The organism is Streptomyces sp. NPDC001796 (genome assembly GCF_042892355.1).
Taxonomy (GTDB): domain Bacteria; phylum Actinomycetota; class Actinomycetes; order Streptomycetales; family Streptomycetaceae; genus Streptomyces.
The window spans coordinates 25,365-51,597 of record NZ_JBIAUC010000009.1 but is presented as its reverse complement, the minus strand read 5'-3'; the positions used below and the strand labels follow the sequence as shown (position 1 = coordinate 51,597).

Below are 26,233 nucleotides of genomic sequence, written 5' to 3'. Positions count from 1 at the left end.
GAACAGAACTGGGACCATGCCGGGAAGCTGGTGCCGTGACGGGTACGAGATCAAGCTCGTCGACGTCCCCGCCTGGTGCCTTGCCGTCCTCGACCCCGGTCCCCGTGCCCTCGCGGCTCACTCGGCCGCACACCGTTATCCGGGCCATGTAGAACGAACGCCAGCCGCTCGGCCGCGGGCTACGACCGCACCCGGTGACCGCACACCGGCACCATCCCTTGGATGACAGAAAGGAAGCCACCCCGCCCGTGATGTCCGACCGGTACGCCCTCCAGCAGCCCTGCGGGAGGGCGTACGAACAGACGTTGGAGAATCCGCTTCGACGGCGCCTACCCCGCCCGTGACAGGGCAGAGGAAGCGCTCCGCCTGGTCCTTGCGGGACTGGGCCGCCAGCTGACCGGCGACGAAAGCGTCGAACTGGCCGCCCGCCCCCCTCGAAGCCGCAAGCGTCCTCACCGGCGGTGGTGCGAACACAGACAGGGGGTCTGCGCGAGGGATCTGGCACGGGAGGGGTCGGGAGCGGATCAGGCGTCCAGGCGGCGTTGGGCGAGCCAGGTGACGATCTCGGGGTCGTGGTGGTCGAAGAACAGGGAACGTCCGGAGTCCAGGGTGGCGATCTGGGCCACCTGCTGGTCGGTGAGCTGGAAGTCGAAGACGTCGGCGTTCTCGGCCATGCGCTCGGGACGCACCGACTTGGGGATGGCGACGACGCCGCGCTGGATCAGCCAGCGCAGCACGACCTGCGCGACCGACTTGCCGTACTCCTTGCCGATCTCGGCCAGCAGCGGGTTGGTGAACAAGTCGTTCCGGCCTTCGGCGAAGCCGCCCCAGGACTGGATCTGCACCCCGTGCTGCCGCATGAGGTCCTGGTAGTCGGCGCGCTGGAAGAACGGATGTGTCTCGATCTGGTTGACCGCCGGCACGATCTCGTTGTTCACGATCAGGTCGATCAGCCGGTCCGGATAGAAGTTGGCGACGCCGATCGCCTTGGCCACGCCCTCGCGGTTGAGCGCCTCCATGGCGCGCCACTGGCCGTAGACGTCGCCGAAGGGCTGGTGCATCAGGTACAGGTCGAGGTGGTCCAGACCCAGCTTGTTCAGGGACGTCTCGAACGCACGGCGGGTGTTCTCCTCGGCGGGGGCGTCCTGAACCCACAGCTTGGTGGTGACGAACAGGTCCTGGCGGGCGATGCCGCTGGACTTGATGGCGCGGCCGACGGCCTCTTCGTTGCCGTAGGCGGCGGCCGTGTCCAGCAGGCGGTAGCCGGCGGCCAGCGCCTCGGAGACGGCGCGCTCGGTGTCCTCGGCGGGGATCTGGTAGACGCCGAAGCCGAGGAGCGGCATCTCGACACCGTTGTTCAAGGTCACGTACTGCATGAGGGGGATGTCCTTCGCTGTGCGGGCGTGAGCAGGGGTCAGGGGCGGATGAGGGCCTTGAGGACCTGGCGGTCGGCCATGGCCCGGTAGGCGTCCGGCGCCTGGTCGAGGGTGAAGGTCTGGTCGAAGACGCGGCCGGGGGCGATGGTGCCGTCCAGGACGTCGGGCAGCAGCTGCTCGATGTAGGCGCGGGCGGGGCTCGCGCCGCCGGTCAGGGTGAGGTTGCGCATGAATTCCGCCGGGCCGATCGGCCCCTGCTCGTACTGGGGGACGCCCAGGCGACTGATGGTGCCGCCGTCCCTGACCGCGCCCAGAGCGGTGTCGAGGGCCTGGCGGGTGCCGACGGCCTCGATCGCCTTCTCCACGCCACCGGTCACCTCGCGGATGCGGGCGATGCCCTCCTCGCCGCGCTCGGCGACCACGTCGGTGGCACCGAACTCACGTCCCAGGTTGGTGCGCGCCTCGTGACGGCCGGCGAGCACGATCCGCTCGGCGCCCAGCCGCTTCGCGGCGATCACGGCGCACAGACCGACCGCGCCGTCGCCGACCACGAGCACCACGTCGCCGCGTGCGACGCCGGCGGTGACGGCGGTGACGGCGCCGTGGTGGCCGGTGGTCATCACGTCCGACAGTGCCAGCAGCGATGGCAGCAGCGCGGAGTCGGCGGACACCGGCAGCTTGACCAGGGTGCCGTCCGCGTACGGGACGCGGACGGCTCCGCCCTGCCCGCCATCGACGCCGTCGAAGCCGTACCGGCCGCCGTTGCGGCACGAGATGGGCAGGCCCTTGGCGCAGTAGTCGCACGTGTTGTCGCTGTACGTGAAGGGCGCGACGACCAGGTCGCCCGGCTTGAGCCCGGTCACGTCCGCGCCGGTCTCCTCGACGACGCCGAGGAACTCGTGCCCCATGGGGCGGCCGGCGTCGGTGGCGGGCATCGACTGGTAGGGCCACAGGTCGCTGCCGCACACGCACGCGGCCAGCGTGCGCACCACGGCGTCGGTCGGCTGGACGATCTTCGGGTCGGGCCGGTTCTCGACGCGGACGTCGCCGGCTCCGTACATCACTGCTGCACGCATGAAAGGTGTTACTCCGAACGAGGGCGGGAGGGTGCCACGAGAAGGGCGACATGGCGGGGCAGGGTCAGCGTTCGAGCATCTGCGCCTGGGCCGCGTTGTGGGTGTCGCCGGCGGCGGGCGGCAGACTGCTCAGCCGGTGGAGCTGCTCGGCGGTCAGCGTGACCGTGTCGGCGGCGGTGTTCTCCTCGACCCGGGCCACGCGCTTGGTGCCGGGGATCGGGGCGATATCGTCGCCCTGGGCGAGCAGCCAGGCCAGCGCCACCTGCGCGGGCGTGGCGCCGACCTCGGCGGCCAGGGCCTGCACCTCGTCGGCGAGCGCGAGGTTGCGCTGGAAGTTCTCGCCGGTGAAGCGCGGGTTGCCACGCCGGAAGTCGTCCTCGCCGAACTGATCGGTGGAACGCACGGTGCCCGTCAGGAAACCGCGTCCCAGCGGGGAGAACGGCACCAGCCCGATGTGCAGCTGGCGCAGGACCGGCAGGATGCGCTCCTCGATGCCGCGCGTCCACAGCGAGTACTCGGACTGCAGCGCGGTGACCGGCTGGACAGCGTGCGCGCGGCGGATCGTTTCCGGGCCTGCCTCGGAGAGCCCGAAGGCGCGGACCTTGCCCTCGGTGATCAGCTCCTTGACAGCGCCGGCGGTCTCCTCGATCGGCGTGTTCGGGTCCACCCGGTGCTGGTAGTACAGGTCGATGTGGTCGGTGCCCAGCCGCTTCAGGGAGCCCTCGACCGCGGTGCGGATGTTGGCCGGGCCGGAGTCCAGGTTCCACGCGCCGTCGCCGCCGTGGGAGACCAGGCCGAACTTGGTGGCCAGCACCACCTTGTCCCGGCGCCCCTTCAGCGCCCGGCCCAGCAGTTCCTCGTTGGTGTAGGGGCCGTAGATCTCGGCGGTGTCGATCAGCGTGACGCCCAGCTCCAGCGCCCGGTGCACGGTCCTGATCGACTCGGCGTCGTCGGTGCCCGAGCCGGTGTAACCGTGGGACATGCCCATCGCGCCCAGCCCGATCCGGGAAACCTCCAGGTCACGCAGCTTGATGTACCGCATTTCGCCCTCTCCGCATCGTGGCGTCGCCCGGCGCCCGTCGCCCGGTCCGCCGCGTCGTACCTGTGGTGGCGGTGGCCGGGGCGCCGGCGCATCTTGCTCATTCACCCTCGCCCGGATCGCGTCGGTGTGGCAGGGCGGGCTCTTCCGGGGTAATGACAGGACCCCCCTCACCCCCGTGCGGCAGGCACTCAGCGGGTGAGACTGGAGACATGCCATCCGAGAGCGCGAACAGCGAGGGAGCCGAGCTGGGCCGCTACCTGCGCGCCCGCCGCACCCAGACCAGCCCCGAACACGTCGGCCTCACCGTCGGCGCCGGCATACGCCGCACCCCCGGCCTGCGCCGCGAGGAGCTGGCCACCCTCGCCGGCATCAGCATCGACTACTACGTACGCCTCGAGCGCGGCAAGGAGACCCGCCCCAGCCCCGCCGTCCTCGACTCCCTCGCCCGCGCCCTGCACATGGACGACCAGGAACACCAGCACCTGCGTGAGCTCGCCGCCCGCGCCGCCCGCTACACCCCCGAACCGGCGCCCGCCCCCAGCCGTACCGTGCGCCCCCACTTGAAGCTGCTGCTCGAATCACTCCGCCCCAACCCGGCGTACGTCATCAGCCGCAGCATGGACCTGCTGGCCTGGAACCCCGGCGGCCTCGCCCTCTACACGGGCCTGGACGACTGGCCCGCCAGACAGCGCAACCTCGCCCGCTACCTGTTCCTCCACCCCGCGGCCCGCAGCCTCTTCACCGACTGGGACCGGCAGATCACCGCATGCGTCGCCCGCCTGCGCGCCATCGCCGGCACCGCACCCGACGCACCCGACCTGACCAACCTCGTCGGCGAACTCCTCCTCAAGAGCCCCGATTTCGCCGGGCTCTGGGAACGCTACGAAGTCACCGGACGCAGACCCGCCCACAAGACCTTCCACCACCCCCAGGTCGGCACGGTCACCCTCACCTCGCAGTCCCTGCACGTGGAAGGCACACCCGGCCAGCGCATCGGCGTCTACATCGCCGAACCCGGCACCCCCGACCACGACGCCCTTCTCCTGCTCGACATGACCGCGCCGCGGCCGCCGCAACGCCCCGCGCACATCCCGAGGGCCACCGGTCAACAGCCGTAAGCCGCCGTACCCGTCCCAGACCTTGCACCGCGTCGCGCGCAGGGCCGCGCCGGAAGAAGCCTCGCCCGCAGCCGGCCGGCGTCCACCCACGAACCGAGCGCATCCTCGCCGGATGTGCCTGCCTGTGCCGCCGGACGGGCCGGACCCACGCACTCAGCTCGCGAAGTGACCCTGCTCCGGCGTCAGTCCCATTGCGGACACGAGCGATTCCGCGGCCTGCTCGGTGGCCTCCGGTGACACGACCAGCAGATCCCGGCGCCCATGGGCGGGGGCCATCAGCACGATGGTGCTGGGCGTGCGCGCCGTGGCGGTCCTGCGCAGCCGGACGACCTGGTTGCAGACGAGCATGCGGCCCGGGACCCCGGCCCACCCTGTGCCGTTCACCAGGACACTGACGATCTGGCCCCAGGCGCGGGGCAGGCCGGAGAGCAGTGACGGGAGTTCCGCCAGGAGGTCGAAGGTTCGCGGCCACCAGGCCCCGTCGATACGGCGTGGCACGGTGCTCTCGGGCGCTAGGTACAGGCGAAGGAGGGGCGGGGCCGGTGGCGGGCGCCGCAGCTGGTCGCTCATGAGGTGTCCTGTCGGGTGGTTCGGCGCGGCATGTGGTCCCCGGCCGGGCGGTGCGTCCCGGCGGCCGGCAGTGCGCTCGCGGGGAGGCGGGAGTGCGGCGTCGGCCGTTCGTCCCTCCCAGGCGTCCTGTGCGCTCGCGTAGGCGGGGAAGCGCTCGAGCAGGCCGGTGTGGCGGAAGACCAGGTCGGTCATGTGGTTGCCGTACACGATGCGTACCCAGCCTCGCCGGGCGCGGCAGTCGGACCACGCCTCGCACAGCGCAGACAGGATGCTGGAGTCGGAGAAGGTCACCTCGCTCAGGTCCACGATCAGGAAGAGCCGTCCGGGCCGGGCCGCTCGGGCCTCGGCCAGGGCGCGGACCAGTGGGGCCGCGGATTGCGTGTCCAGTTCGCCGTGCGTGCGGACGATGCGGCACTCCTCGAAGAGCGCAGAAGTGTCATTCAGAGTGGGCAACGGCTCACGCGAGGATGGTGGTTGAGGCTGGCCGGTCGTCCCTGCCGCGGGCTCCCAAGGGGGCCCGTGCCTCATTCCGCCTCCCCGGCCGCGCCCACCGGGCGACCCGCATCGGCGAGCGCCAGCATGCTCGCGGCGGTCAGTGGGTTCTCCGGGTCTGCAGCGGCGGCCAGCAGCCGGACGGCTGTTCCGGCGGGCTCCTCGGGCGGGACGACCAGGAGCACCCAGCGTCCCACGGTGCCGCAGTCCAGGGTGATGACGTGCGCGTCGCTTCCGGGTCCGGTCGGTTCCACGGCGATCACCCGGCCTGGGGCCATGACTGTGTGCGGGGCGCCGGGCCACCCGGCGGGGTCCACGGTGACCCGTATCACGGCCCCCGGCTCCGGCTCCAACAAGTCGACGAGCGAGGGAAGTTCGAGCTCCAGCGCGTCGCAGCGCGGCCACCAGGCACCGTCCAGCGGGCCGTGGCTGACGTCCGGGGTGAGGGTGAGGCGGGGCAGGGGCATGCGGTACGTGTGCGCGTCGGCACCGGACACGCCTTCGGCCGGCGTACTGCTGGGTTCCATGGTCCGGTCCCGTCCCGGGAGCCGTAGGACGACTGCCCGTTTCGTCCCTCGCCGGGAACGGCACCGCCGGAAGCGCTGCGCGAAAAGCTCTCGGTACGGTCAGGCTACACCTGAGCCCAGGAGAAGCGGCCGGGCCAGCCGTCCGGCTCCGTCTTCTCTGCCCTGCCCTATTCCCCCTTGTTCTTCCTCCAGCTCCTCCATCAGGCAGATGCCCTCATGCGTCAGCGAGACGGCCGCGGGGTCCGGTGCGACGTCCAGTCCACGCTGATCAGTCCCTCGTCGGCCAGATAGGCGCAGGCGGCGGAGAGGTCCTCGTCGGGCAGGCCCAGCTCGGCGCGGAGTACCGAACCGCTGACCTCGGGGCGATTGCGTTCGACGGCCCCGTAGAGGGATCGCAGGACCGCCTCCCGGTTGTTCTTGCGTTCGCGGAGTCTTGTCATGGCTGTGGTTCTCCGGGGTCACGGCCGCGGGGGACGGACACGCCGGCGGATCCTCGTGGCCTCGCGGATCCGGGTCGTGCCTCGTCGGCGTGAGCATGCGCGTGCTCTGTCGATTTGCTGGTCGCGAGCCGGAGCGTGCGGGTTCCACGGCGTGCGCGGTGTCGAGGGTGAGATGGAGCCGGGTTCCTCCTTCGCGACCGGCGGGGCAGCTGCTCCACACGGAGCCCCGGACGCGAGACGAGTACGAAACGTACGGACCACGATTCGGGTCGCTGCCCGACGCAAGCGAGCGACGGTGTGGGGGCCTGCGTCGCGTTTCCACGGCAGGCCCCTCTGCAGGGTATGCCGGGTACGGGTGGCTGTGCGTCCCATGACCGGCCGGGCGGCCGGCCGCCTGACATTCGCCCGGCCGAGCCCGGTGACCACGTGAGCCGGCCTGGGCCGGAGGACAGCGACCGCACGCGGACGGTCGGCGCCGTTCCCGGTGCCGGCGACCGCCGGGCCGCCGGGGCGGGCCCGGCCGGGAGTACGGTGGACACACCGAGGGCACGCCGCGCACCGCCTCAGGCACCGGTGCCGTTCTCGGGGATCGACGACGCCGGGGCGGCCTTCGTCCGCGCCCGGGGGCAGGGTTGGCAATGACCGCGCAGGTGCTCCCCCCGACGACCTTGGCCCTCCCCGCTCTCCGGCCCGCACGGGGCAGGCCGCGTACCCGCGCACAGGGCCCACCGCAGAGGGGGCGAAGGTCCTCGCCGCAGGTCGCAGATCGGATCCATCGGCTGACGCGTGGTCAGGTCGCGGACCGTCTGCAGGAGCTGGGCGACCTGTACGCGGAAACCTCCGGTGGCGACCCGTGGGCGTGGAACCAGGCACGTGGCCCCTTCCTGGGCCATCTCACGGCCGACGCACGACGGCCGGGGTTTTCGCTGCTGATCGCGGAGACCACCGCCCTGACCGGTTACGCCTATGGCTTCCCCACGGGCGGCTCGGGTCCATGGTGGGCGGGCTTCGACGGGCACGTCCGGGGAGGTCTGCTCCGCCGCGCCGCCTCCGGGCGGCTCTTCGTCGTCTCCGGGATCGTCGTCCCGCCTCGCGTGCGCCGGGAGTACCGGGACCATGTCTGGAACCTCGCCCGGCGTCTGCAGCGGCGACTGCTCGCCGACCACGGCGCTGCGCTCGGCGTCGCACTCGTGGACGCCCGGGACGGCAGGACCGTCGAGACGATGCGGTCCTGGGGATGGCGGTACGCCGGAGGCGACGGCCTTCAGGCCGTGTCGCCCGGTCCGTTCCGCATTCTGGCGCTTGCTCCGGGGACGTGAGCAGCCGCGCCCCATCACCGCCTCGGCCCGGTCAGGGCACGGGCAGGCGCAGGGCGAGAAGGGCGACGTCGTCCGTGCTGCCCAGGGGCGTCCGGGCCGCCAGCTGGTCGCACAAAATGTCCAGAGGTTCGTGGGCGAGGGCGAGAGCGTGGCGACGCAGTCGGCTGAGCCCTCTGGTCAGATCGCTGCCGGGGACTTCGATCAGGCCGTCGGTGTAGAGCAGGAGCGTGGACCGCGGCGGCAGCGCGTGGGCGGCGCTCGGGCGACGTTTGCCGGCGCACGGGTCGGTTCCGAGTATGAGTCCCTGCCCGGCTTCGAGGTACTGCGCGTTCCCGTCGGGGGTCAGCAGCAGGGGCGGCGGGTGCCCCGCACTGGTCCAGTGCAGCGTCCAGGGGCCGGTGTCCGGACCTTCCACCCGGGCGAGGACGAGGGTGGCCATCCGCACGATGGTGATGGCGTGCAGGGCGTCGTCGAGGCGGTCCACGACGGCACCGGTCGGCTCGGCATGGTCCCAGGCGAGGGAGCGCAGGATGCCGTGCAACTGCGCCATGCCGGCCGCGGCGGTCAGATCGTGCCCGACGACGTCGCCGATGACGAGGACGAGCGTGCCGTCCCTCAGCGCGAAGGCGTCGTACCAGTCACCACCGACCTGGGAGCCGGGCGGAGCGGGCTGGTACCGGGCGGCCAGCTGGAACCGGCCGTGCGCGGGCAGCGGGGGAAGGAGGTTGCGCTGCATGGCCTCGGCGACCGCGCGCTGCCGGCCGAACCGGAGCGCGTTGTCGATGACCACACCGACCCGGCGGCCGATGTCGCCGGCCACGTCGAGATCGCCGGTGTCGAAGGGCCGTGCCGAGTCGGTGCGCACCAGCGTCAGGGCACCAGTGACCTGCCGTCTGCTGCCGAGCGGCACCGTGATGGCGGATGCCGCGCCGGTCGCTCCGAGGAACGCGTCGTGGACAGCGGCCAGCGGTGAGTCGGGCGGTGCCTCCAGGTCCACCCGCTCCTGCAGGACGGGCGCGCCTTCGTTCAGTACCTGGACCAGGGGCGAGTAGGTCGCCTCCCCGACCGGGGGCAGATGGCCGCGCCAGTCCTCCTGCCCGGCTGCACGGCCCTCCGGACCGGTCACGGCCACTCGGTGCACCTGACGGGAGCCGACCCGCAGGTCCACCGCGGCCCAGTCGGCGAGGCGGGGGACAAGGACGCGGCTCAACCGGGCGAGGGCCTCGTCCACCTCCAGGGTCTGACCGAGCACGTCGGTGATCTCCGCGACGAGTGTCAGCCGCTCGGCGAGGCTCTCCAGAGCGCTCGTATGAGCCGCTCGTTCCGCCTGTTCCACCCGTTCCGCCTGTTCCACCCGTCCCGACCGCTCGGCGCGTTCCGCTCGTTCCCTACCGGCACGGCGGTCCGCCGCGGTCTCGACGATCAGCACGACCATGCCCTGGCAGACGCCGGAGACGTCGTCCGCCAGGGGGGTGGCCGACCAGGAGATCGGGACCAGCCGTCCGTCACCACGCAGGCACCTGTCGTCGTCCCCGCGTGCCGCACGCCTCTCGGCCAGTGCCCGCAGCAGCGGGCAGCGCTCCCGCGGGACGAGGCCACCTCCCGGGTCGCGATGGCACAGGTCGTGCAGATCCCGCCCGTACACCGACCCTGCTGCGCGCTGCAGAAGCCGCTCGGCAGCCGGGTTTACAGCGACGATCCGCCCGGCCGGGTCGATCACGGCGAGGGCCGTGCCCAGCTGCTCGACCACCTGCTGCCACAGAGCCGGCTCCTCCGCGGACAGCCGCCGCTCGTGCCCTGCGCCGGACTTCAGGCCCTCCGCCACGTCGCCGCCGTCCCTTCCGCACGGACCCACCGCGGTGCGCGGCCCCCGGGCCGGCGGGTCACAGAGACGTCGGCACCCCGATGGGTTCCTCTTCGAGTACCCCGCACCCGCGAGTGGGTCGCCGCACTCGCCCGACCGGCTTCGTCAGCCCGTGGAACGCGAAGCGCTCGACCGCAACCGTGCACGGGTGCCCGCCGAGACGAGAAGTCTGCGGCCGGCCTCCCATGCGGGGTCGCCGTCTCGAACGCCCACCCACATCCAGAGGGAACTGGCCCTCGCCACCCGCCACACCATCGGCGACGCCATGGGCATCGTCGTCGGTCGTCACCACTGCGATCCTGTCAGCGGCTCCCCCGGCTCGTTGGCTGAACCGGAGGAGCCTGAGTCGAGCCAGCCCCATGGATACGCTGCTGAACGCGGCCCACCCCCTGGGTCCCCCCTCCCGAGTCCCCCACACCCGAATGCCCTGCCGCGATGTACGGCAGGCGCTCGATCGTATGGTCATGTGAGCCGTGATCCGCTCCCGCAGGATCCTTGCAGTCCGTCAGGCACTCCCCTTCGTGGACAAAGCCGCGACCGGTCGTGCGCAGGCCCCCGGGAGGCGGGACGCTCTGAGACGACGCGGTCAAGACGTCTTCTTCCGGCTGCGGTTCATGCGCTCCGAAAGCACGGTCGTCTGCCCCGGCGTCTGCTGGTCGAGCAGCCCTTCGCCTGGATCATGCACGCCCGCGGGCACCCGCGACCACGAACGGAACATCCCGCGATCCGCACGAAGACAGCAACCCGGGGTAATAGTCGAATTGTCGTACTCGCAATCCGTACGGCATCGGCGACCCGGGCGGGAGACCCGCGGTCTGGGATGTGATCATGATGGAGAACTCTCGAAACGGCACCCTCACGCGGCTCGAGGAGCACTTGGTTCCGGGACGGACACCGCCCCTGAACAAGATCAGCGAGTTGCAGACGGAAATCAGTCAGCTGCAGGAGGCCGTCGTCTCCCACACCGTGGTCGACCAAGCGATCGGCGTGGTCATCACCGTTGGTGGCCTGCATCCCGAGCAAGGATTCCAAGTGCTGCGAGAGGTCTCACAGCACACCAATACGAAACTGCGGCAGGTATCCGAACTGATCGTGGACTGGGTACACGGCGAACAGCTGCCGGACGAGATCCGCACCGCTCTCAACAAGGCACTGGCCAGAGCACGGTCATCTGTACGCAGCACAGCTCTGCCGCCCGCGATCTGAGCCGGACGGCAGGGCGGGCGGACGAATGGAATGCCAGCTCACTTCCGAACCCGCACGCGACACGACCTCCGCCCAACGCGTCCCCGAACCCACCTGACCAAAACGTCCCACCCCAGACTTACATCGCGTACGGCGAGCATTCGGCCTCAGGGCGAGACGCCCTCGTCCGACTGTGGCAGTCGCAGGGCGAGCAGGGCGATGTCGTCGTGGGCCCCTGCCACGAGTCCGTTCATCAGCTCGTCGCGAGCGCCTGTGGCACCCTCGCCACCGGCCAGGCCCGGACCGCGCGGACGGTCACAGCGGTGACGACGCCTGGTCGCGTAGCCCCCGTTCGAGACACACCCGGCCGGCCCGGTACCAGCAACGCACCATCCCGACCGGCGGTCGACGCAGCGTGCCCAAGACACGCCGGTCACAGACGCCCCCTGGACAGCTCGAAGAACGCCACGATGCCCGCACGCCCGACAGCCGGAGCACCGTGACGGGGCTGTCGGCCGGGGCAGCGGGCAACCGCAGCACGATCCCCGGGCCGCCCACACGCTGCGGCACTGCCTCCCCGCTGTCCCGGAGAACCGGGTCGGCCTCCCGCGGGCAGGCGGAAGTCGACGATCTCCGTTGCTGCTGGGAGAGGATGCACCCCTCGCACGGACGAGTGAATGGGTGCGTCTGCAAATCAAGCACCCGGGAGAGCCACAGGCACACGGACCGCACGAGGCACCGACCGCAGCGTGCGAGCCATCGCACTCGATCCCACGGAAAAGCCGCATCAGAGTGCTCCGGTGCGGCTTCGCCGTCTCACGCATCCGCGCAGAGCTCCCGCCAGGGACGGACCTCGGTGGGGCTTCGCCGTATCACCCGTGTATCACACAGCCATCACCAACTGGCCAGACCCTCCCGGACCAATAGGCCCTGACCTGCGATTCTGTGCCCACGCTGGACTGGCGTAGACGCCCCCGGACGGTCTCTACAACCTGTGCCATGTGGTACCCAGTGAGGGACCCAAGATCAGGACCGGAGCGTCTTCTGGCCCGTCAAAGCGGTATTGCAGGGTGTTCGGGGGTGTCTCACTCACGCCCCAGACCCTCTCACGTCTCACGGACGCCCCTATAACGGGGGAACGCTGGATACCGTTCTGACCAGGTTGAAGACCTCTCGGGCGGCATATCGCTTGAGGCATCGGATGATCTCGCGTCGGGACTTGCCCTCCTGGGTGCGGCGTTCGTAGTACGCCTGGGTGCGCGGGTCGTGGCGCAGGCGGGTGAACACGATGCGGTGCAGGGCGGCGTTGGCCTGTCGGTCGCCGCCGTGGTTGAGCCGACGCGTGCGCCGCCGGCCGGAGGAGTACTCGATGGGGCTGACTCCGCAAAGGGCAGCAAAGGACGCCTCGGTGTTCAGTCGCTCGGGGTTGTCTCCCATGGTGATCAGCAGGGTGACTGCGCTGTCCGGGCCGATGCCCACCGGTACGAGTAGCTGCGGGGCGTGGTGTTCGACGAGCTGGGGCAGGCGTTGGTTCAGCTCATTGATCTGCCCGGTGAGCTGTTCGATGCGCTCGGCGAGCATTCTCAGGGTCATGTGGGTGGCCTGGGCCACCGCGCCCTCGCCGTCCTCGCCGTCGCCTGGCCCGAGGCGTGTGCAGGTGCGGAACAGCTCGCGGTTGCCCAGGTTGGACAGTCGTTCCCGCAGTGCGGGATCGGCGATGACCAGGACGGCTTTGAGCTGGTTGATCGCCTGGGTACGGGCCTTGACCGCGGAGTCCTTGGCGAGCTTGAACATCCGGGCGCTGTGCACCGGACCGTCGCCGGACTTGGCCCGGGCCCGGGCGCGGCCACTGAGCACGGCTCGCGCAGCGGCCTGCGCGTCGAGCGGATCCGACTTCCCCAGCAGCCGGCGGGCCGAGCGGTCGGGCCGGTTCACTTCGTACACCTCGGCCTGCTGTGCCAGCAGGTAGCGGGACAGGCCCGCGCCGAAGGTGCCGGTGCCCTCTACACCGGCACGGCGCACCGTACCCAGCTTGCGGGCCCACATGAGCAGCCGCCGGTAGCCGGCCACCGTCGCGGGAAAGGACTCGGTGCCCAGGATCTTGCCCAGCGGGGACACCACGGCGGCGACGTGCACCTCACCGTGCGTGTCCACGCCCAGTACGACCTCTCTCCGCACGGGAGGATCGGTACTGGAGTATGTGCTGCGCTGTCTGGTCGTCATGGTGGTCCGCCTCCCGCGTGGTGACGTACTGGGTGAGTGGCACCGGCCAGCTCGGGCGGTCTGAACCGTGATGGCGCCTGATCGTTGGCAAGGCCCCTATTGGGACACGCCCTGTGGCTCGGTGACAGCAGGCGCCATCCCGCAACGACAGTCGACACGCCTGTGACTGGACACTTCGGTCATAGATCTCATGAGTCAGACCCGCGTCCGGGACGGCACTGCGCCACCGTCCCATCGATCCCGGCACAACGGCATGACTCGATCACTGCCGGATGGCTTCGTCCGAACCGGTGCTCAATCTGGCCTGGACGGGCTGACAACGCGTTGCGTCTTCGTTGCCTCGCGACCGGAATTGACGGACAGCCTGTGGCCTGCCTTACTGGCAGTCCTTCATCGACAACGGCACGAACGGACTCGGACGCGGTGGGCCCCGCCTCTTCAGGGTCGCGTTGGTGCACTCTCACTGAGCCCCAGGCAGTCAAGCTGACCGGTTCTGGTCGAAGTGACTGTCTCTGCCGCCTTGCCGCACCAGTCAACCCATCCGGGCGGTTTCGGCTCTGGGCATGAGAGTCCACCTACCGTCGCTACGGCGCAAGCCGGCGGAGTGCCAGGGGGTCGTCCAGGCGTCGGGGGTGTCGAGGAGGCGGATGCCGAATTTCGGGGCGCCGACGGGCTGGGGATGGATGGAGAGGCATACGGCGCGGGGGTGGTGTTCGGCGATCAGGGTGACCCGGGGGCCTGCGGGGCTTCTCGGGGCCGGAGCGCCTTCCTGGCTGGCGCCGTCAGGTCACGGGGTTTTGCGCTAGCTTTCGGACGTGGCGCACGACGAGGCAAGGCAGCTGGAGGTAGTCCACCGTCCCGGGGATCCGCTGGCACCGCCGCTGCATATACAAGTGGGCGACGAAGTCGCGATCACCCTGTACGGATCAGCCGCCTATGGGTGGACGCCGGTCGAAGTGGTCACAGGGCCCTTGACGTTGATCGCGGCGGAAACAACGGACGGAACCGTACGGGCCACGGTCAGGGCTGTGGGTGCCGGTGAGGCGGAGCTGCGATCGACGTCGTCGTTTCGCGGAGATCGGTTCGGGCCGCAGACGCGGCTCTGGCGGCTCCTGGTGCACGTCGAACCGGCGTAGGCGTACGACGGTTACGGGACCACGGCGAGGGTCAGTTGCCAGGCCCTTGAGGGCGGACCGTGTGGGTCGGGCGTGTAGGTGTCGGCGGAGCTGAGCGTCGCGGTCCCCGCAGAGGCGGCGCGCGCGGTGGCGGACCGAGTACCGTCGGATGCGGTGTGGTCGTCGAGCAACGTGACGGTGTTCGGGTTGGAACTCCTGACCGGTGCCCAGCCGCAGTTGGCCGGCGACTTGAGGGTGAGACGGATCGTCGTGCCGACCTGCAGACAGGCGGTACGCAGAGGATTGTCGGCCGCCGGATACAGGACCGTGACGGTGCCGCTGAGGCACGGTCGGGTGGAGCTGGAGGCCGACGAGCCTGCAGGGGCCGGGGTCCCGTGGGACGACCGGGGCGAGGCGGGGGCCGACGGGCTGTTCTCGGCGGGTGCGGTGGCCCCGGTGCCGGAAGCACAGGCAGCGGCTGAAACAATGAGGGCGAGCACCGCGAGTGAACGAGCGCCGGTGCAGCGGTGTCTCACGATGCCCCCAGGGTGGAGTCGGGACAGTCCGACGGTGGGACGCGGCTGAGGCTGGATCCGTTCCGTGATCCGGCAGGGACTCGCGCTCCCCCTACGGGCGATACAGGGAAATCCCTTGTGCCGATACAGAGGAAACCCTGTGTTTTTACTGTGAGTTGACTGAAGTCTGTAAATTCTCGGTTGCTTCGCGCCACGCAGGCTGCATCTCTCTTGTTGCGTGACATGTCCGGTGCAACCATCCCGGATTGCGAACACGCGCTCCATCGGCGTGAACGTCCTTCTTCTCCCCACATGCCGGGCGATCTCCGGCTGTTCGAAAGGATGTTCCGTGTCCCGATCCAGACGCAGACGCGGCCGGATAGCCGCGCTCACCGCGATCCTGACCGCAGTCCCCGCACTCTGGCTCGCCGCCCCCGCGGCCCAGGCCGACCCCGCACCCCACACCCCGGCGGCCCACCACTCGGCCGACACCGGCCCCGCCGTCCGCCACGACACCTCCCCCACCCTGCGCTCCATGGCCGCCCACGCCCACCACGGCCACCACGGCAAGAAGCAGCAGGACGACGACCCCGGCGAGGCGCGCCTCCCGCACCCGCCCGCGTCCCACATCCCGGACCCGGTCGTGCAGTCCAGCCCCGGCGGGCCGTCCGCCCCTTCGACGGGCACGAACTTCGAGGGCATCGGCGCCGGTAACTACTCGATCACCGGTGTCCCGCCGGACCCGAACGCCGCGGTCGGCTCCAGCCAGATCGTGGAGACCGTGAACACCGCCTACGCGGTGTACTCCAAGTCGGGTGCCACCGTCCTCGCCCCGACCGACACCAGCACCCTGTGGTCCGGCTTCGGCGGATCCTGTCAGTCCACCAACGACGGTGACGCGGTGGTCCGCTGGGACACCCTGGCCAGTCGCTGGGTGGTGACACAGTTCGCGAACGTGTCCTCGTCCTCCGGCCCCTACTACGAGTGCGTGGCCGTCTCCAGCAGTTCGGACGCGACGGGCAGCTACTACCGCTACTCGTTCCAGTACGCGAACTTCCCGGACTACCCGAAGCTGTCGGTGTGGCCGGACGCGTACTACGTCACCTACAACATGTTCACCGCCTCCGGCAGCTTCCTGAACGCTGAGGCGTGCGCCATGAACCGGTCGGCCATGCTCACCGGCGCGAGCGCCGCCCAGCAGTGCTTCACCACCTCGTCCTCCTACGGCGGTCTCCTCGGCGCGGACCTGGACGGCTCGACCGCGCCGCCGTCCGGTGAGCCGGAGCTGATGGTGGGCCTGGGCACGACGAGTACGACGCTGGCGTACTGGAAGTTCCACGTCGACTGGACGACGACCGCCAACTCGACCTTCACCGGCCCGTCGACGCTGACCGTCGCGTCGTACACCACCGCCTGCGGCAGCTCGGGCACCTGCATCCCGCAGACCGGGACCAGTCAGCAGCTCGACTCGCTGTCCGACCGGCTGATGTTCCGCCTGGCCTACCGCAACTTCGGCGACCACGAGTCGCTCGTGGTCAACCACGCGGTGACAGCAGGCAGTTCTGTGGGCGTGCGCTGGTACGAGCTGCGCCTGTCCGGCGGCAACCCGACCGTGTACCAGCAGGGCACGTACGCCCCCGACTCCACCTACCGCTGGATGGGCTCGATCGCCGAGGACAAGGTCGGCAACATCGCCCTCGGCTACTCCCAGTCCTCCTCCTCGGTACACCCGTCGATCCGCTACACCGGCCGTCTGGCCGGCGACACACTCGGCACGATGACGCAGGGCGAGGTCACCGCGATCACCGGCGGCGGCTCCCAGACGACATACAGCCGGTGGGGCGACTACACCTCGATGTCCGTGGACCCGACGGACGACTGCACGTTCTGGTACACGAACGAGTACATCCCCTCCAACGGCAATTTCAACTGGCACACCCGGCTTGCCTCGTTCACCCTGCCTAACTGCGGCTCCACCGCGACCAACGACTTCTCCATCGGCGTCAGCCCGGCCTCGTCCACTGTCGCCGCCGGCTCGTCGGCGAACACCACGGTCTCCACCGCGGTGACTTCGGGTTCGGCGCAGTCGGTGAGCCTGTCGGCATCCGGGCTGCCGAGCGGGGCGACCGCGACCTTCAACCCGACCTCGGTGACCGCGGGCGGTTCATCGACGCTGACGGTGGCCACGTCGTCGTCGACTCCGGCAGGGACGTACAACATCACGGTCACCGGCACGGGCGCCTCCGCCACCCACACGGCGACCTACACGCTGACCGTCACCTCGGGCAGCGGCGGCGGTGGTATCACCAACGGCGGCTTCGAGACTGGCAGTCTGTCCGGCTGGACCTCGGCCGGGACCACGTCCGTGGTCAGTTCCGGGGCGCACAGCGGCACCTACGCCGCCCGGGTCGGCAGCACGTCGCCGACCAACGGCGACTCCTCCATCGCCCAGACGTTCACGGCACCGTCCGGGACCAGCACGCTCGGCTTCTACTACAACGTGACCTGCCCGGACACGCTCACCTACGACTGGGCCACGGCCACGCTCAAGGACAACACCACCGGCACCACGACCACCGTTCTGGCCAAGACCTGTGTGTCCTCCTCCGGCTGGATCCAGAAGACCGCCTCGGTCACGGCCGGGCACAGCTACACGCTCACGCTCATCAGCCACGACGACAACTACACGGGTGACGCCACCTACACCCGCTACGACGACGTGACCCTGTCCTGACCGGCGTCGGGCCAGAGATCGGTTCCTGAAACGTCGTGCCCGGGGCGGACCAGCGGACCTGCGCCGGTGGTCCGCCCCACCTCGAACGCCCTCGCTTGAGGGCACACCCCCCATCGACGACAAGGGGTCTCCTCATGTCGCGCACTGCTGTCCGTAGATCCGTGGCGACCGCCACCACCGCCCTGCTCTCTTTAGGCGGCCTCCTTCTCGCATCTCACCCGGCCCTGGCCGACGTCTCCAACGGCGGCTTCGAATCCGGCAGCCTGACCGGCTGGACCTCCGCCGGGACCACGTCCGTGGTCGGCTCCGGCGCCCACACGGGTACGTACGCCGCCCGCGTCGGCGGCACCTCACCCACCAACGGCGACTCCTCGATCGCCCAGACCTTCACCGCGCCGACCGGCGCCACCCAGCTGTCGTTCTGGTACAACGTCACCTGCCCCGACACCGTCACGTACGACTGGGCCACCGCCACCCTGACCGACACCACGACCGGCACCACAACCACCGCGCTGGCCAAGACGTGCACCAACGGCCAGGGCTGGAAGCAGGTCACGTCGTCCGTGACCGCCGGCCACAGCTACACCCTCAAGCTCGTCAGCCACGACGACAACTACGCGGGCGACGCCACCTACACCCTCTACGACGACATCGCCTTCACCACCGCCACCCCGCCGCCCGGACTGACCCAGGTCAGCACGGACCCGTTCACCAACTCCTCCAGTCAGCACGCCACCGAGCTGGAGCCCGACACCTTCGCCTACGGCAACACGATCGTCGCCTCCTCCCAGGTCGGCCGGTTCACCGACGGCGGCTCCTCCGACATCGGCTGGAACACCTCCACCGACGGCGGCACCACCTGGCAGCACGGCATGCTCCCCGGCATCACCACTTACCAGGGCGGCACCTGGGCCCGCGTCTCCGACCCGGCCGTCGCCTACGACGCCAAGCACGGCACCTGGATGGTCGCCGGACTGGTCATCGACTCGAACGTCAACGGCGCCGGCGTCAGCGTCAGCCGCTCCACGAACGGCACGAACTGGCAGAACCCGGTGATCGCGGTCGGCAACGACGGCCAGGGCTACGACAAGGAGTGGATCGTCTGCGACAACTCCACCTCCAGCCCGTACTACGGCACCTGCTACGTCGAGGTGGACGTCACGTCCTCGGGCAATGCGGTGGTGATGAGCCGCTCCACCGACGGCGGCGCGACCTGGTCGGCTCCGGTGGCCCCGTCCGGAGGACCGAGCGGCCTGGGCGGCCAGCCTCTCGTACAGCCGAACGGCACGGTCGTGGTCCCCTACTCCGCCAACGGCAGCGCGGTGCGCGCCTTCAACTCGACCAACGGCGGCTCCAGCTGGAGCAGCAGCACGCTGGTCGCCAACGTCTCCAGCCACGGCGTGGCCGGCAACCTGCGTGACGGTGAGGGCCTGCCGTCCGCCGAGATCGACGGCTCGGGCAAGATCTACGTCGCCTGGCAGGACTGCCGCTTCCGCTCCGGCTGCCCGGCCAACGACATCGTCTACGCCACCTCGACCAACGGCACCAGCTGGTCGTCGGTGACGCGGGTCCCGATCGACGCGACCACCAGCGGCGTGGACCACTTCATCCCCGGTATCGGCATCGACCCCGCCACCTCCGGTACGACGGCGAAGATCGGCCTCTACTACTACTTCTACCCGAACGCCAACTGCACCACGTCCACGTGCCAGCTGGAGGTCGGTTACATCTCCTCCGCCAACGGAGGCAGCACCTGGAGCGCCCCGGCCACGGTCGCCGGCCCCATGTCCCTGTCCCAGATCGCCGGCTCCACCCAGGGCAGCATGGTCGGCGACTACATCTCCACCTCCGTCGTCAGCGGCAAGGCGGTCTCCGTCTTCGCCGTCGGCAAGGCCCCGGCCAACGGGCAAGCCTTCGACGAGGCCCTCTACACCGCCGGCCCGCTCACCGTCAGCGGCGGCAGCGCACGCTCCACGACCCACGGCGCGGTGACCGTCTCCTCACCGCGCATCACCGGGACGCTGCCGATCCGGCACTGACCTGGGAAAGCACACGGTGCGCTCCGGCGGGGACGCCGGGGCGCACCTTTGTATAAGGGGGCGCACAGGAACCGGCCGTCGGGCCAGGACGTCACAGTGGCGTGCCGCGACGTGAGGAGGCAGGTGTGGCGCTGGAGCAGCAAAGACGCAGGCCGGGGCTCGAGGGGCCCTGGTTCGGGGCCGCCGTGGTTGCGGTGGCCTGCCTTCTGACCGCCTGCGGAAGCAGTGGCAGCAGCTCACACTCCGACGCCACGCCACCGCGCCCTTCCGCCGACCCGCACGCCACAACGCCGTCGGCAAGCAGTACGGGGGCGGCAGATCATCCAGTCTCGCCCTCCACGTCGCCATCGGCCACAGCACCTCCCGGGACACCGTCGTCGCCCCCGAGGGGCACCGCCACGCCCCCTGCTGCGGCCTCCACGTCGTCGGGCTGCCTGGCAGGCTCCGCCACGATCACCCACGGCGCCGGGGACGCCGCCGCCCGTAGCCTGTGTGTGCGCTCCGACACGACGGTGACCGTCGTCCTGGAGCCCCGCGCCCAAGGCCCCTGGCCCCAGCCACGCAGCAGCAACCCGATGCTGGCTCTCGTGACCTCCGCCGCCACCGACGGCAAGGGCGTCACCCGGGTCACGGTGCGGGCCGCGCGCATCGGATCGGCGTCCGTGACCTGGGGTCCCAAGAGCGCGCCGCTCTTCACGCTTCGGCTGAGTGTGGCCGCGTATCCGGTGCAGTGAACGTGAATGCCGGACGGCCGGTGCCAGCCCCTGCTTCGGGGGGCACCGGCCGTCGTCGTGCTACGCAGCGTACGGCTGGTGATCAGTCCTTACGGCCCTTGAGGCGCTGTACGTCGAAGGACCAGATGCCGCGTCCGTGCGTGGCGGCGTACAGCTTGCCGTCGGGGCCGAGGCGCAGCTGCATGACGGCCGTGGTGGGCAGGTTGTGGCCCAGGACCAGCCACTTAGTGGCGCCGGCGGGGCGGTAGAAGGTGGCCAGGTCGGTGCCGATGGCGAGGCCGCCGTTCGGGACGAGCTTGACCGAGTCGGCGGGGACGTCGGGCAGGTTGGCGGAGATGTCCGTCCAGCTCGCGCCGCCGTCCTTGGACTCGAAGACGTGGCCCACGCCCGCGCCCGGGCCCTCGGTGAAGCGGCGGGAGAAGCCGTTGATGGCCACGTAGACGTGCTGGGCGTTGGCGGGGTCGATCTCGAAGCCGGAGATGTACCGGTTCGGGATGGTGCCGTCGACGGGGAGGTTGAGCTGGTGCCAGCCGGTGCCGTCGGCGTTGCCGACCGCGATGCCCCGGGTGAAGCCCTGGTTGTTGCAGGGGCCGCACCAGCCGACGTACACGGTGCCGCCGGAGGACGCCACGGCCGTGGCCACGTGGCCCTCGCCGAGGTCGTAGGCGTTCGTCCACTCCTTGCCGGAGCGGATCGCGAAGCCCTTGGTGTTGATCCACACGTGCCGGCCGCCCGCGATCCAGGTGTTGGTGTCCTTGGCGTCGGCGGCGATGGGCGCGATGAAGCGGGCGCCCGCGCCGCCCTGGTCCTTGTCCGGTGGGGCGACCTCGTACTCGGTGGCCTTGGACGGGTCCGTCGACCAGGAACCGTCGTTCACGCCGCAGTTCTGCGTGACCCACATGTCGAGGTACACGTACTCGGCGGCGATGTTGCAGCCGTTGGCGGGGTCGGCGATGGTGTCGCCGCCGTCACCGCCGAAGTTGGATCCCATGACCTTGTCGTGGCCGCGCAGGATCGACTGGCCGTTGTCCTGCAGGCCGCCGGTGACGGAGACGCCGCCGTTGGTGAGGTCCTTGCCGACGCCCACCGAGTAGTACTGAAGGGTGTCGAGGGTGCCGTCGCTCAGGGACTGCCAGTCCTTTGCGTGACCGCCGGAGTCGACGGCGCCGTTGAGCGGGCGGCGGTAGATGCCGCCGTCGTTGCCCACGTACGCCCAGGTCTTGCCCTGGTAGCTGCCGATCGCGACCGCGTGCTGGTCGGAGTGGGTAGTGGGCGAGCAGTCGCCGGTCTGCTTGGCCGGGTCGATGCTCCAGCACGAGAAGGGGAAGTTCCAGTACGGGCCGGGCACGGTCCAGCTCTGGCCGCCGTTCTTGGTCTCGAAGACCTCTTCCAGGCCGAGGTAGACGTGGTCGGCGTTGGCCGGATCGACTTGGAGGAACTGGTTGTACCAGGACTGGATGCCCGGCATGTAGCCGGCGCCCTGCAGGGCGGAGCCGGACGCCTTCAGCTTGGTGTAGTCCGCGATCTGCGTCCACGGCCCGAACGGCGAGCCGTTCTTGGACACGTACACGCCCTTCAGCCCGCTGTCCGGGTTGGCGGCCATCTGCGCCGGCGACTGGTCGATGGCGTACAGGCGCGAGCCGTCGGCCGACGAGGCGAACGTCATATTGCCGACGTCGGCACTGCTGGTCGGCAGGTCACCCAGGCCGCTGACCGGCTTCCAACTGCCGTCGTCCGCCTTGGCGTACAGCCCGTTGTAGGTGTCGCCGCCGCGCCAGCCCACAGCGAGAAGGACCTTGTTGGGGTCCTTGGGGTCTACGGCGATGTCGTTGGCGATGTTCTTGTACGGCGCGCTCGGGTCGTCCGCCTTCGAACCGCCCGGCAGATAGTCCGGGTTGGGCGCGAACTCGTGCTTCCAGGGGCCGGACAGGGTGGTCGTGGAGTGCGACCACACGCCGGTGCTGGTGGCCGCCCACACCGTGGTGCCGGCGAAGCGCAGGGCGTGGATGACGGTGGACTCCAGCTCGGCGCCGCCCACGCGGTCGCCGGGCTGGAACTGTCCGTGGCGCGGGTCTTTGAGGACGTACACGCCGGTACCGACGAAGGAGGTCGCGCCGGTGTTGGACTCGCCGGTGGCGTACCAGAGCCGGTTCTGCCCGTCCAGCGAGAGGGTGCCGGTGGACAGGGACGGCAGCTTGTCGGAGATCGGCTTCCAGTGTCCGCCGCCCGTGGTGGAGCGGAAGACGCCGCCGTTGGCGCCGCCCGCGTACACATCACCCTGGTCGTCCGCGGCGATCCCGGTGATCCGACCGGTCACGTCGCCCGCGCCACCGCTGGAGTTGGAGTTCACATCGCGGTAGCGGGGGTCGTCGGAGTTGTACGCCTTCTTGGTGACGTGGTCCCAGTCGCCCCTCGTGTGCCTCATCGACTGCAGCTGCTGCCAAGCCGCCCCGTAGGCGCCGGGCGCGACCACGCCGGGCGCGGTGCGGGCCTCGGTGAACTGGGCCGTCGCCTCGGCGGAGTTCTCCGCCTCGTCGGCGCCGTCGTCATCGCCGCCCTCCGCGGCGAACGCGGACATGCCGTTGCCCGCGTGCACCGCCTTGATGTGCTCCCGGCCCATGGCGGCCTGGTGACGTGCCTGCCAGGGGCGGGGTCTTGCGTTGTTCGACGCCGCGAACGACTGGGTGCTTACCAGTCCGAACGCGGCCGCTACGACGGTGCAGGTTATGAACCGTCGCTGGTGCTTCGGGGGCAACATGCCCGCTCCTCCCTGCGCCGGGAGCATGGGGGTGTCCCGGGCGCAGAGGGGATCTTGGCGTGACCACAACAGTCACACAAAGGGCTCACAGGAAAAATGGTGGGTTGTTTACCTTCCGCCTCACATGAACCCGAAGTTGCGCCAGCCGTATCCCTCTAGGAGGGGCTTCGATCACCGGACGACCCGGTGCGGCCGAGTTCCCAAGTGCTTCGCCACTCCCGGCACAGCCGTAGCCGTGGCCGCAGCAAAAGGACCGTATTCCCTGCCGGTGTGGAACAGCCCGCTGTAGGCGTCCGTGGAGTTCTGCGGCGCGTTGTCAGTGGTCTCCACGAACAGGGGCCGAACGGCGAAGCGGCCGTCAGCAGCGAGGCCCTCGTAGTCGCCGAGGAAGTGGCCCCGGGCGTAAGGGGCCTGGAGCCAGTCGAAGACGCGGGAGATGCGACGCTCGGTAGCGCGGTTCTCGGCTCCACGCGGGAAGGTGAGCAGCCAGGCGGCGGTGGGCAGGGTGGTGGTGTTCCCGGCGGTGAGGTAGCGCAGGTCGTAGTAGGTGAGCGCGACCGTGCCCCGTGCGTCCACGCTGATGGAGGGTGTGAAGGCGGGCGCGGAAGCCACCCGGTTGACCCTCGTCGGCGCCGTCCAGGTCCGGCCACCGTCGACGGAGTGTGTCATTTCCACGGAGTTGTAGGCACCGCCGCTGAAGTCCGAGCCCTCGTAGGCGACGTACAACTCCCCCGTGTGCCGATCGATGGCGACGTTCGGCAGGTCGCCACCCGCGCGCAGGGACTTGGTCGCGTCCGTGGGGGCATTGGGATCGACTTCGGGTACGGACGTGTCCTTGGCGATGGTGACCGGCTTGCTCCACGTGCGGCCCTGGTCGGTCGACTTGACCACAGCGAAGTGCAGGTCGGTGGGCGTGAACGTGCCGGTGCTGTAGTCGATGTCGTACGTCTGCCAGTCGAAGACGTCGTAGAGGGTGTCGGTGCGCGGGTCGACGACGATGACGTTGCCGATGGTCTGCGAGTGCGGAACGACCGAGGTGTCCACGAACGGGCGCGCCTTGGACCAGTGCCGGCCGCCGTCGCGGGTGATGGAGATGTAGGCGGGCCCGTCGTAGACCTTGGCGGAGTCGTCCTCGTCGATGCGGTCCCAGACCTGGTAGGCGACGCCGGGGTGAACAGGGTCGGCGGTGACCGCGTTCTTGTCGTCCGTGAACTCGGCCTGTGTGTCGTCGATCAACGGGACCGTGTGGGTCCAGGTGCGTCCGCCGTCGTACGACGTCGAGGCGGCCACCCCGTTGCGCGCGTCGGTCGCATCGAACACCAGCCCGCTGGCGTAGACGGTGCCGTCGGGCCCGATGCTCACCCAGCCATCAGAGGCTCGCTGATAGCTGAGGCCGCCCGGCGCGCAGTGCGAGAACGGCAGCGGGGTCTCGGTGAAATGCCGCCCGTCGTGCGTGTACGTGGCGGTCAGGCCCCGGGCTCCGCCGTTGGACCAGCGGTCCTGCTGGAAGATCCCGACCGCGTTGCGCGGATCCCGCGGGGAGACGGTGACGTACGGCTCGTCCTCCGCGGACAGGTAGTTGGTACCGGTCCCGTCGCCGCTGATGTCACAGGCGGCGTAAGGGTCGGTGGGTGAGACCAGATGGACTGGCTGGCGGCCACCCGAGGCCGCAGAACTGCCCACTGCGGCGACGAGCAGAAACGCAGCAGCGGTGGCCACGAAAGACGCTCTTGTACGTGTGCGCATGGCGATTCCCCCAACTCCCCGAATGACGGTCTGCCTTGGGCTGTGCTGGCGCAGGTACGGGTCCCGGGGTTGCCGGGACATGAGTCGCCTGGGGAGCCTAGCCCGCGCTGTGTGACCGGAGTTGGAGGAAGTAGTCAAGGACACGTCAATAATCGTTTACCGGTGTCGGTCAGCCGTTGGCCTGCCGGGAGCGGCCGAGGACGGGCAGGACGGCCGCCAGAGCAAGGGCAATGGCGCCGGACACCAGGAGCGGGACATGCCCGTCGGAGCCCCAGGCAAGCCCGGCCCACAGCCCGGCCCAGAGGACGGCGGCGCCGGTGATCCCCTGATAGAGGCCCTGGGCCGTGCCCTGCTGGTGGTCGGGGACGAGGCTGGAGACCCAGGCTTTGCCGACCCCGTCGGTGCAGGCGGCGAATCCGCCGTACAGAGGCAGGACGACAAAGACCAGCCAGGGCGCATGGATGAGACCGAGGCCCAGATATCCGACGGCGAAGAAGACCAGGCCCGCCGCGAACACCAGCGGGCGTGGCAGCCGGTCGGAGAGGGCTCCGGCAGGGTAGGACAGGGCGGCGTAGGCGAGGTTGTAGACCGCGTACGCGCCGACGACCCCGGCCGTGGACAGGCCCAGCTCATGGGCGCGCAGCAGGAGCAGCGCGTCAGGGAAGTTGATCAGGTTGAAGGCGAACAGCACGGCCAGGACACGCCAGTAGGGGCGGGGCAGGGACCGCCACCGGGCTCGTACGACCTTCGCGGAAGCGCCACCTGTCCGGCCCGGGTCACGGACGACGGCGACCAGGGCCACCGAGGCGACGGCCGGGATCACTGCGACCCAGAACAACGGTCGCAGGCGGTGGTCGAGGCCCTCGTACAGCGCGAGACCCGCCAGCGGGCCGACCACGGCGCCGGCGGTGTCGGCCGCCCGATGCAGCCCGAACACCCTGCCGCGCTGCTCCTGCGGAACACCGTCGACGAGCAGAGCATCGCGCGGTGCGCCCCGCACCCCCTTGCCCAGCCGGTCGACCACCCGCGCCACCAGCACCAACGGCCACACGGTGGCGACGGCGATGAGCAGTTTCCCCAGGGCGGCCAGCCCGTATCCGGCTCCGATCAGCGGGCGGCGGGCGAATCGGTCGGCCAGGCGCCCCGAGGCGACCTTGGTGACCGACGCGGCGCCCTCGGCGAGACCTTCGATCGCGCCGACCACGGCAGGCGGGGCGCCGAGCACGGTGGTCAGGAAGATCGGCAGGATCGGATAGAGGAGCTCGCTGGCGGCGTCCTGGAGGAACGACACCCCGCACAGCACTTTCACGTTGTGGGTCAGCCACGCTGGACGGCCCGCCGACGAACGGTTAGGCGTTAC

General features: G+C 70.1%; 17 protein-coding genes and 2 pseudogenes. 7 read left to right on the top strand and 12 right to left on the bottom strand.

What is annotated here, in order from left to right:
* Window positions 1-251 precede the first annotated feature (251 nt).
* Window positions 252-457 (top strand): annotated as a pseudogene (locus ACFYZE_RS19875) (DUF2267 domain-containing protein); the annotation flags it as partial.
* Between the two features lie 67 nt (window positions 458-524).
* Here ACFYZE_RS19875 and ACFYZE_RS19870 read toward each other — a convergent pair.
* The 3 genes from ACFYZE_RS19870 to ACFYZE_RS19860 form a co-directional block, all read right to left on the bottom strand.
* On the bottom strand, window positions 525-1,376 hold the full coding sequence (locus ACFYZE_RS19870; RefSeq protein ID WP_388995442.1) for an aldo/keto reductase: 852 nt from the start codon (window positions 1,374-1,376) through the stop codon (window positions 525-527).
* Window positions 1,377-1,414: 38 nt separating this feature from the next.
* Window positions 1,415-2,452, bottom strand: a complete 1,038-nt coding sequence (locus ACFYZE_RS19865; RefSeq protein ID WP_388995439.1) for a zinc-binding dehydrogenase — start codon at window positions 2,450-2,452, stop codon at window positions 1,415-1,417.
* A gap of 64 nt (window positions 2,453-2,516) precedes the next feature.
* Window positions 2,517-3,494, bottom strand: a complete 978-nt coding sequence (locus ACFYZE_RS19860; RefSeq protein ID WP_388995436.1) for an aldo/keto reductase — start codon at window positions 3,492-3,494, stop codon at window positions 2,517-2,519.
* A 209-nt stretch (window positions 3,495-3,703) separates the two neighbouring features.
* Between ACFYZE_RS19860 and ACFYZE_RS19855 the strand changes: the two genes are divergently transcribed.
* Complete coding sequence (locus ACFYZE_RS19855) at window positions 3,704-4,612, top strand: helix-turn-helix transcriptional regulator (protein WP_388995433.1); 909 nt, start codon at window positions 3,704-3,706, stop codon at window positions 4,610-4,612.
* A 153-nt stretch (window positions 4,613-4,765) separates the two neighbouring features.
* Here the strand turns inward: ACFYZE_RS19855 and ACFYZE_RS19850 are convergent, their stop codons facing one another.
* The 3 genes from ACFYZE_RS19850 to ACFYZE_RS19840 all read right to left on the bottom strand — a co-directional run bounded on the left by ACFYZE_RS19850 (window position 4,766) and on the right by ACFYZE_RS19840 (window position 6,641).
* Window positions 4,766-5,635 carry a DUF5994 family protein gene (locus tag ACFYZE_RS19850; RefSeq protein ID WP_388995430.1) on the bottom strand — a complete coding sequence of 290 codons (870 nt, stop codon included), beginning with the start codon at window positions 5,633-5,635 and terminating at the stop codon, window positions 4,766-4,768.
* A 71-nt stretch (window positions 5,636-5,706) separates the two neighbouring features.
* On the bottom strand, window positions 5,707-6,201 hold the full coding sequence (locus tag ACFYZE_RS19845) for a DUF5994 family protein (RefSeq protein ID WP_388995427.1): 495 nt from the start codon (window positions 6,199-6,201) through the stop codon (window positions 5,707-5,709).
* Between the two features lie 221 nt (window positions 6,202-6,422).
* Window positions 6,423-6,641 (bottom strand): hypothetical protein, encoded by a 219-nt coding sequence (locus ACFYZE_RS19840; RefSeq protein ID WP_388995425.1) that lies wholly within the window; start codon window positions 6,639-6,641, stop codon window positions 6,423-6,425.
* A 638-nt stretch (window positions 6,642-7,279) separates the two neighbouring features.
* Here ACFYZE_RS19840 and ACFYZE_RS19835 point away from each other — a divergent pair.
* Window positions 7,280-7,960 (top strand): hypothetical protein, encoded by a 681-nt coding sequence (locus tag ACFYZE_RS19835; protein ID WP_388995423.1) that lies wholly within the window; start codon window positions 7,280-7,282, stop codon window positions 7,958-7,960.
* Between the two features lie 31 nt (window positions 7,961-7,991).
* On the opposite strand, the gene ACFYZE_RS19830 is transcribed toward ACFYZE_RS19835, so the two are convergent.
* A complete protein-coding gene (locus ACFYZE_RS19830) occupies window positions 7,992-9,785 on the bottom strand; it encodes a SpoIIE family protein phosphatase (protein WP_388995420.1) in 1,794 nt (597 codons plus the stop codon).
* A gap of 867 nt (window positions 9,786-10,652) precedes the next feature.
* Between ACFYZE_RS19830 and ACFYZE_RS19825 the strand changes: the two genes are divergently transcribed.
* Window positions 10,653-11,030 carry an ANTAR domain-containing protein gene (locus ACFYZE_RS19825; RefSeq protein WP_388995418.1) on the top strand — a complete coding sequence of 126 codons (378 nt, stop codon included), beginning with the start codon at window positions 10,653-10,655 and terminating at the stop codon, window positions 11,028-11,030.
* Between the two features lie 1,104 nt (window positions 11,031-12,134).
* Here the strand turns inward: ACFYZE_RS19825 and ACFYZE_RS19820 are convergent.
* Window positions 12,135-13,232, bottom strand: a complete 1,098-nt coding sequence (locus ACFYZE_RS19820) for an IS110 family transposase (RefSeq protein ID WP_388995415.1) — start codon at window positions 13,230-13,232, stop codon at window positions 12,135-12,137.
* A gap of 532 nt (window positions 13,233-13,764) precedes the next feature.
* Window positions 13,765-13,956: pseudogene (locus ACFYZE_RS19815) on the bottom strand (L-tyrosine/L-tryptophan isonitrile synthase family protein); the annotation flags it as partial.
* A 1,255-nt stretch (window positions 13,957-15,211) separates the two neighbouring features.
* On the opposite strand from ACFYZE_RS19815, the gene ACFYZE_RS19810 reads away from it, so the two are divergent.
* The 3 genes from ACFYZE_RS19810 to ACFYZE_RS19800 all read left to right on the top strand — a co-directional run bounded on the left by ACFYZE_RS19810 (window position 15,212) and on the right by ACFYZE_RS19800 (window position 20,369).
* Window positions 15,212-17,596: a hypothetical protein gene (locus tag ACFYZE_RS19810; RefSeq protein ID WP_388995412.1), complete on the top strand. Its 2,385-nt coding sequence runs from the start codon at window positions 15,212-15,214 to the stop codon at window positions 17,594-17,596.
* A gap of 161 nt (window positions 17,597-17,757) precedes the next feature.
* Complete coding sequence (locus tag ACFYZE_RS19805) at window positions 17,758-19,635, top strand: exo-alpha-sialidase (protein WP_388995409.1); 1,878 nt, start codon at window positions 17,758-17,760, stop codon at window positions 19,633-19,635.
* A 494-nt stretch (window positions 19,636-20,129) separates the two neighbouring features.
* Window positions 20,130-20,369, top strand: coding sequence for a hypothetical protein (locus tag ACFYZE_RS19800; RefSeq protein WP_388995407.1), 240 nt, complete (start codon window positions 20,130-20,132; stop codon window positions 20,367-20,369).
* Window positions 20,370-20,451: 82 nt separating this feature from the next.
* Here ACFYZE_RS19800 and ACFYZE_RS19795 read toward each other — a convergent pair whose 3' ends face one another.
* The 3 genes from ACFYZE_RS19795 to ACFYZE_RS19785 form a co-directional block, all read right to left on the bottom strand.
* Window positions 20,452-23,127 carry a glycosyl hydrolase gene (locus ACFYZE_RS19795; protein WP_388995405.1) on the bottom strand — a complete coding sequence of 892 codons (2,676 nt, stop codon included), beginning with the start codon at window positions 23,125-23,127 and terminating at the stop codon, window positions 20,452-20,454.
* Window positions 23,128-23,298: 171 nt separating this feature from the next.
* Entirely contained in the window at window positions 23,299-24,846 is a 1,548-nt protein-coding gene (locus tag ACFYZE_RS19790) for a neuraminidase (sialidase) (protein ID WP_388995402.1), read from the bottom strand.
* Between the two features lie 196 nt (window positions 24,847-25,042).
* Complete coding sequence (locus ACFYZE_RS19785; RefSeq protein ID WP_388995400.1) at window positions 25,043-26,164, bottom strand: MFS transporter; 1,122 nt, start codon at window positions 26,162-26,164, stop codon at window positions 25,043-25,045.
* Window positions 26,165-26,233 lie beyond the last annotated feature (69 nt).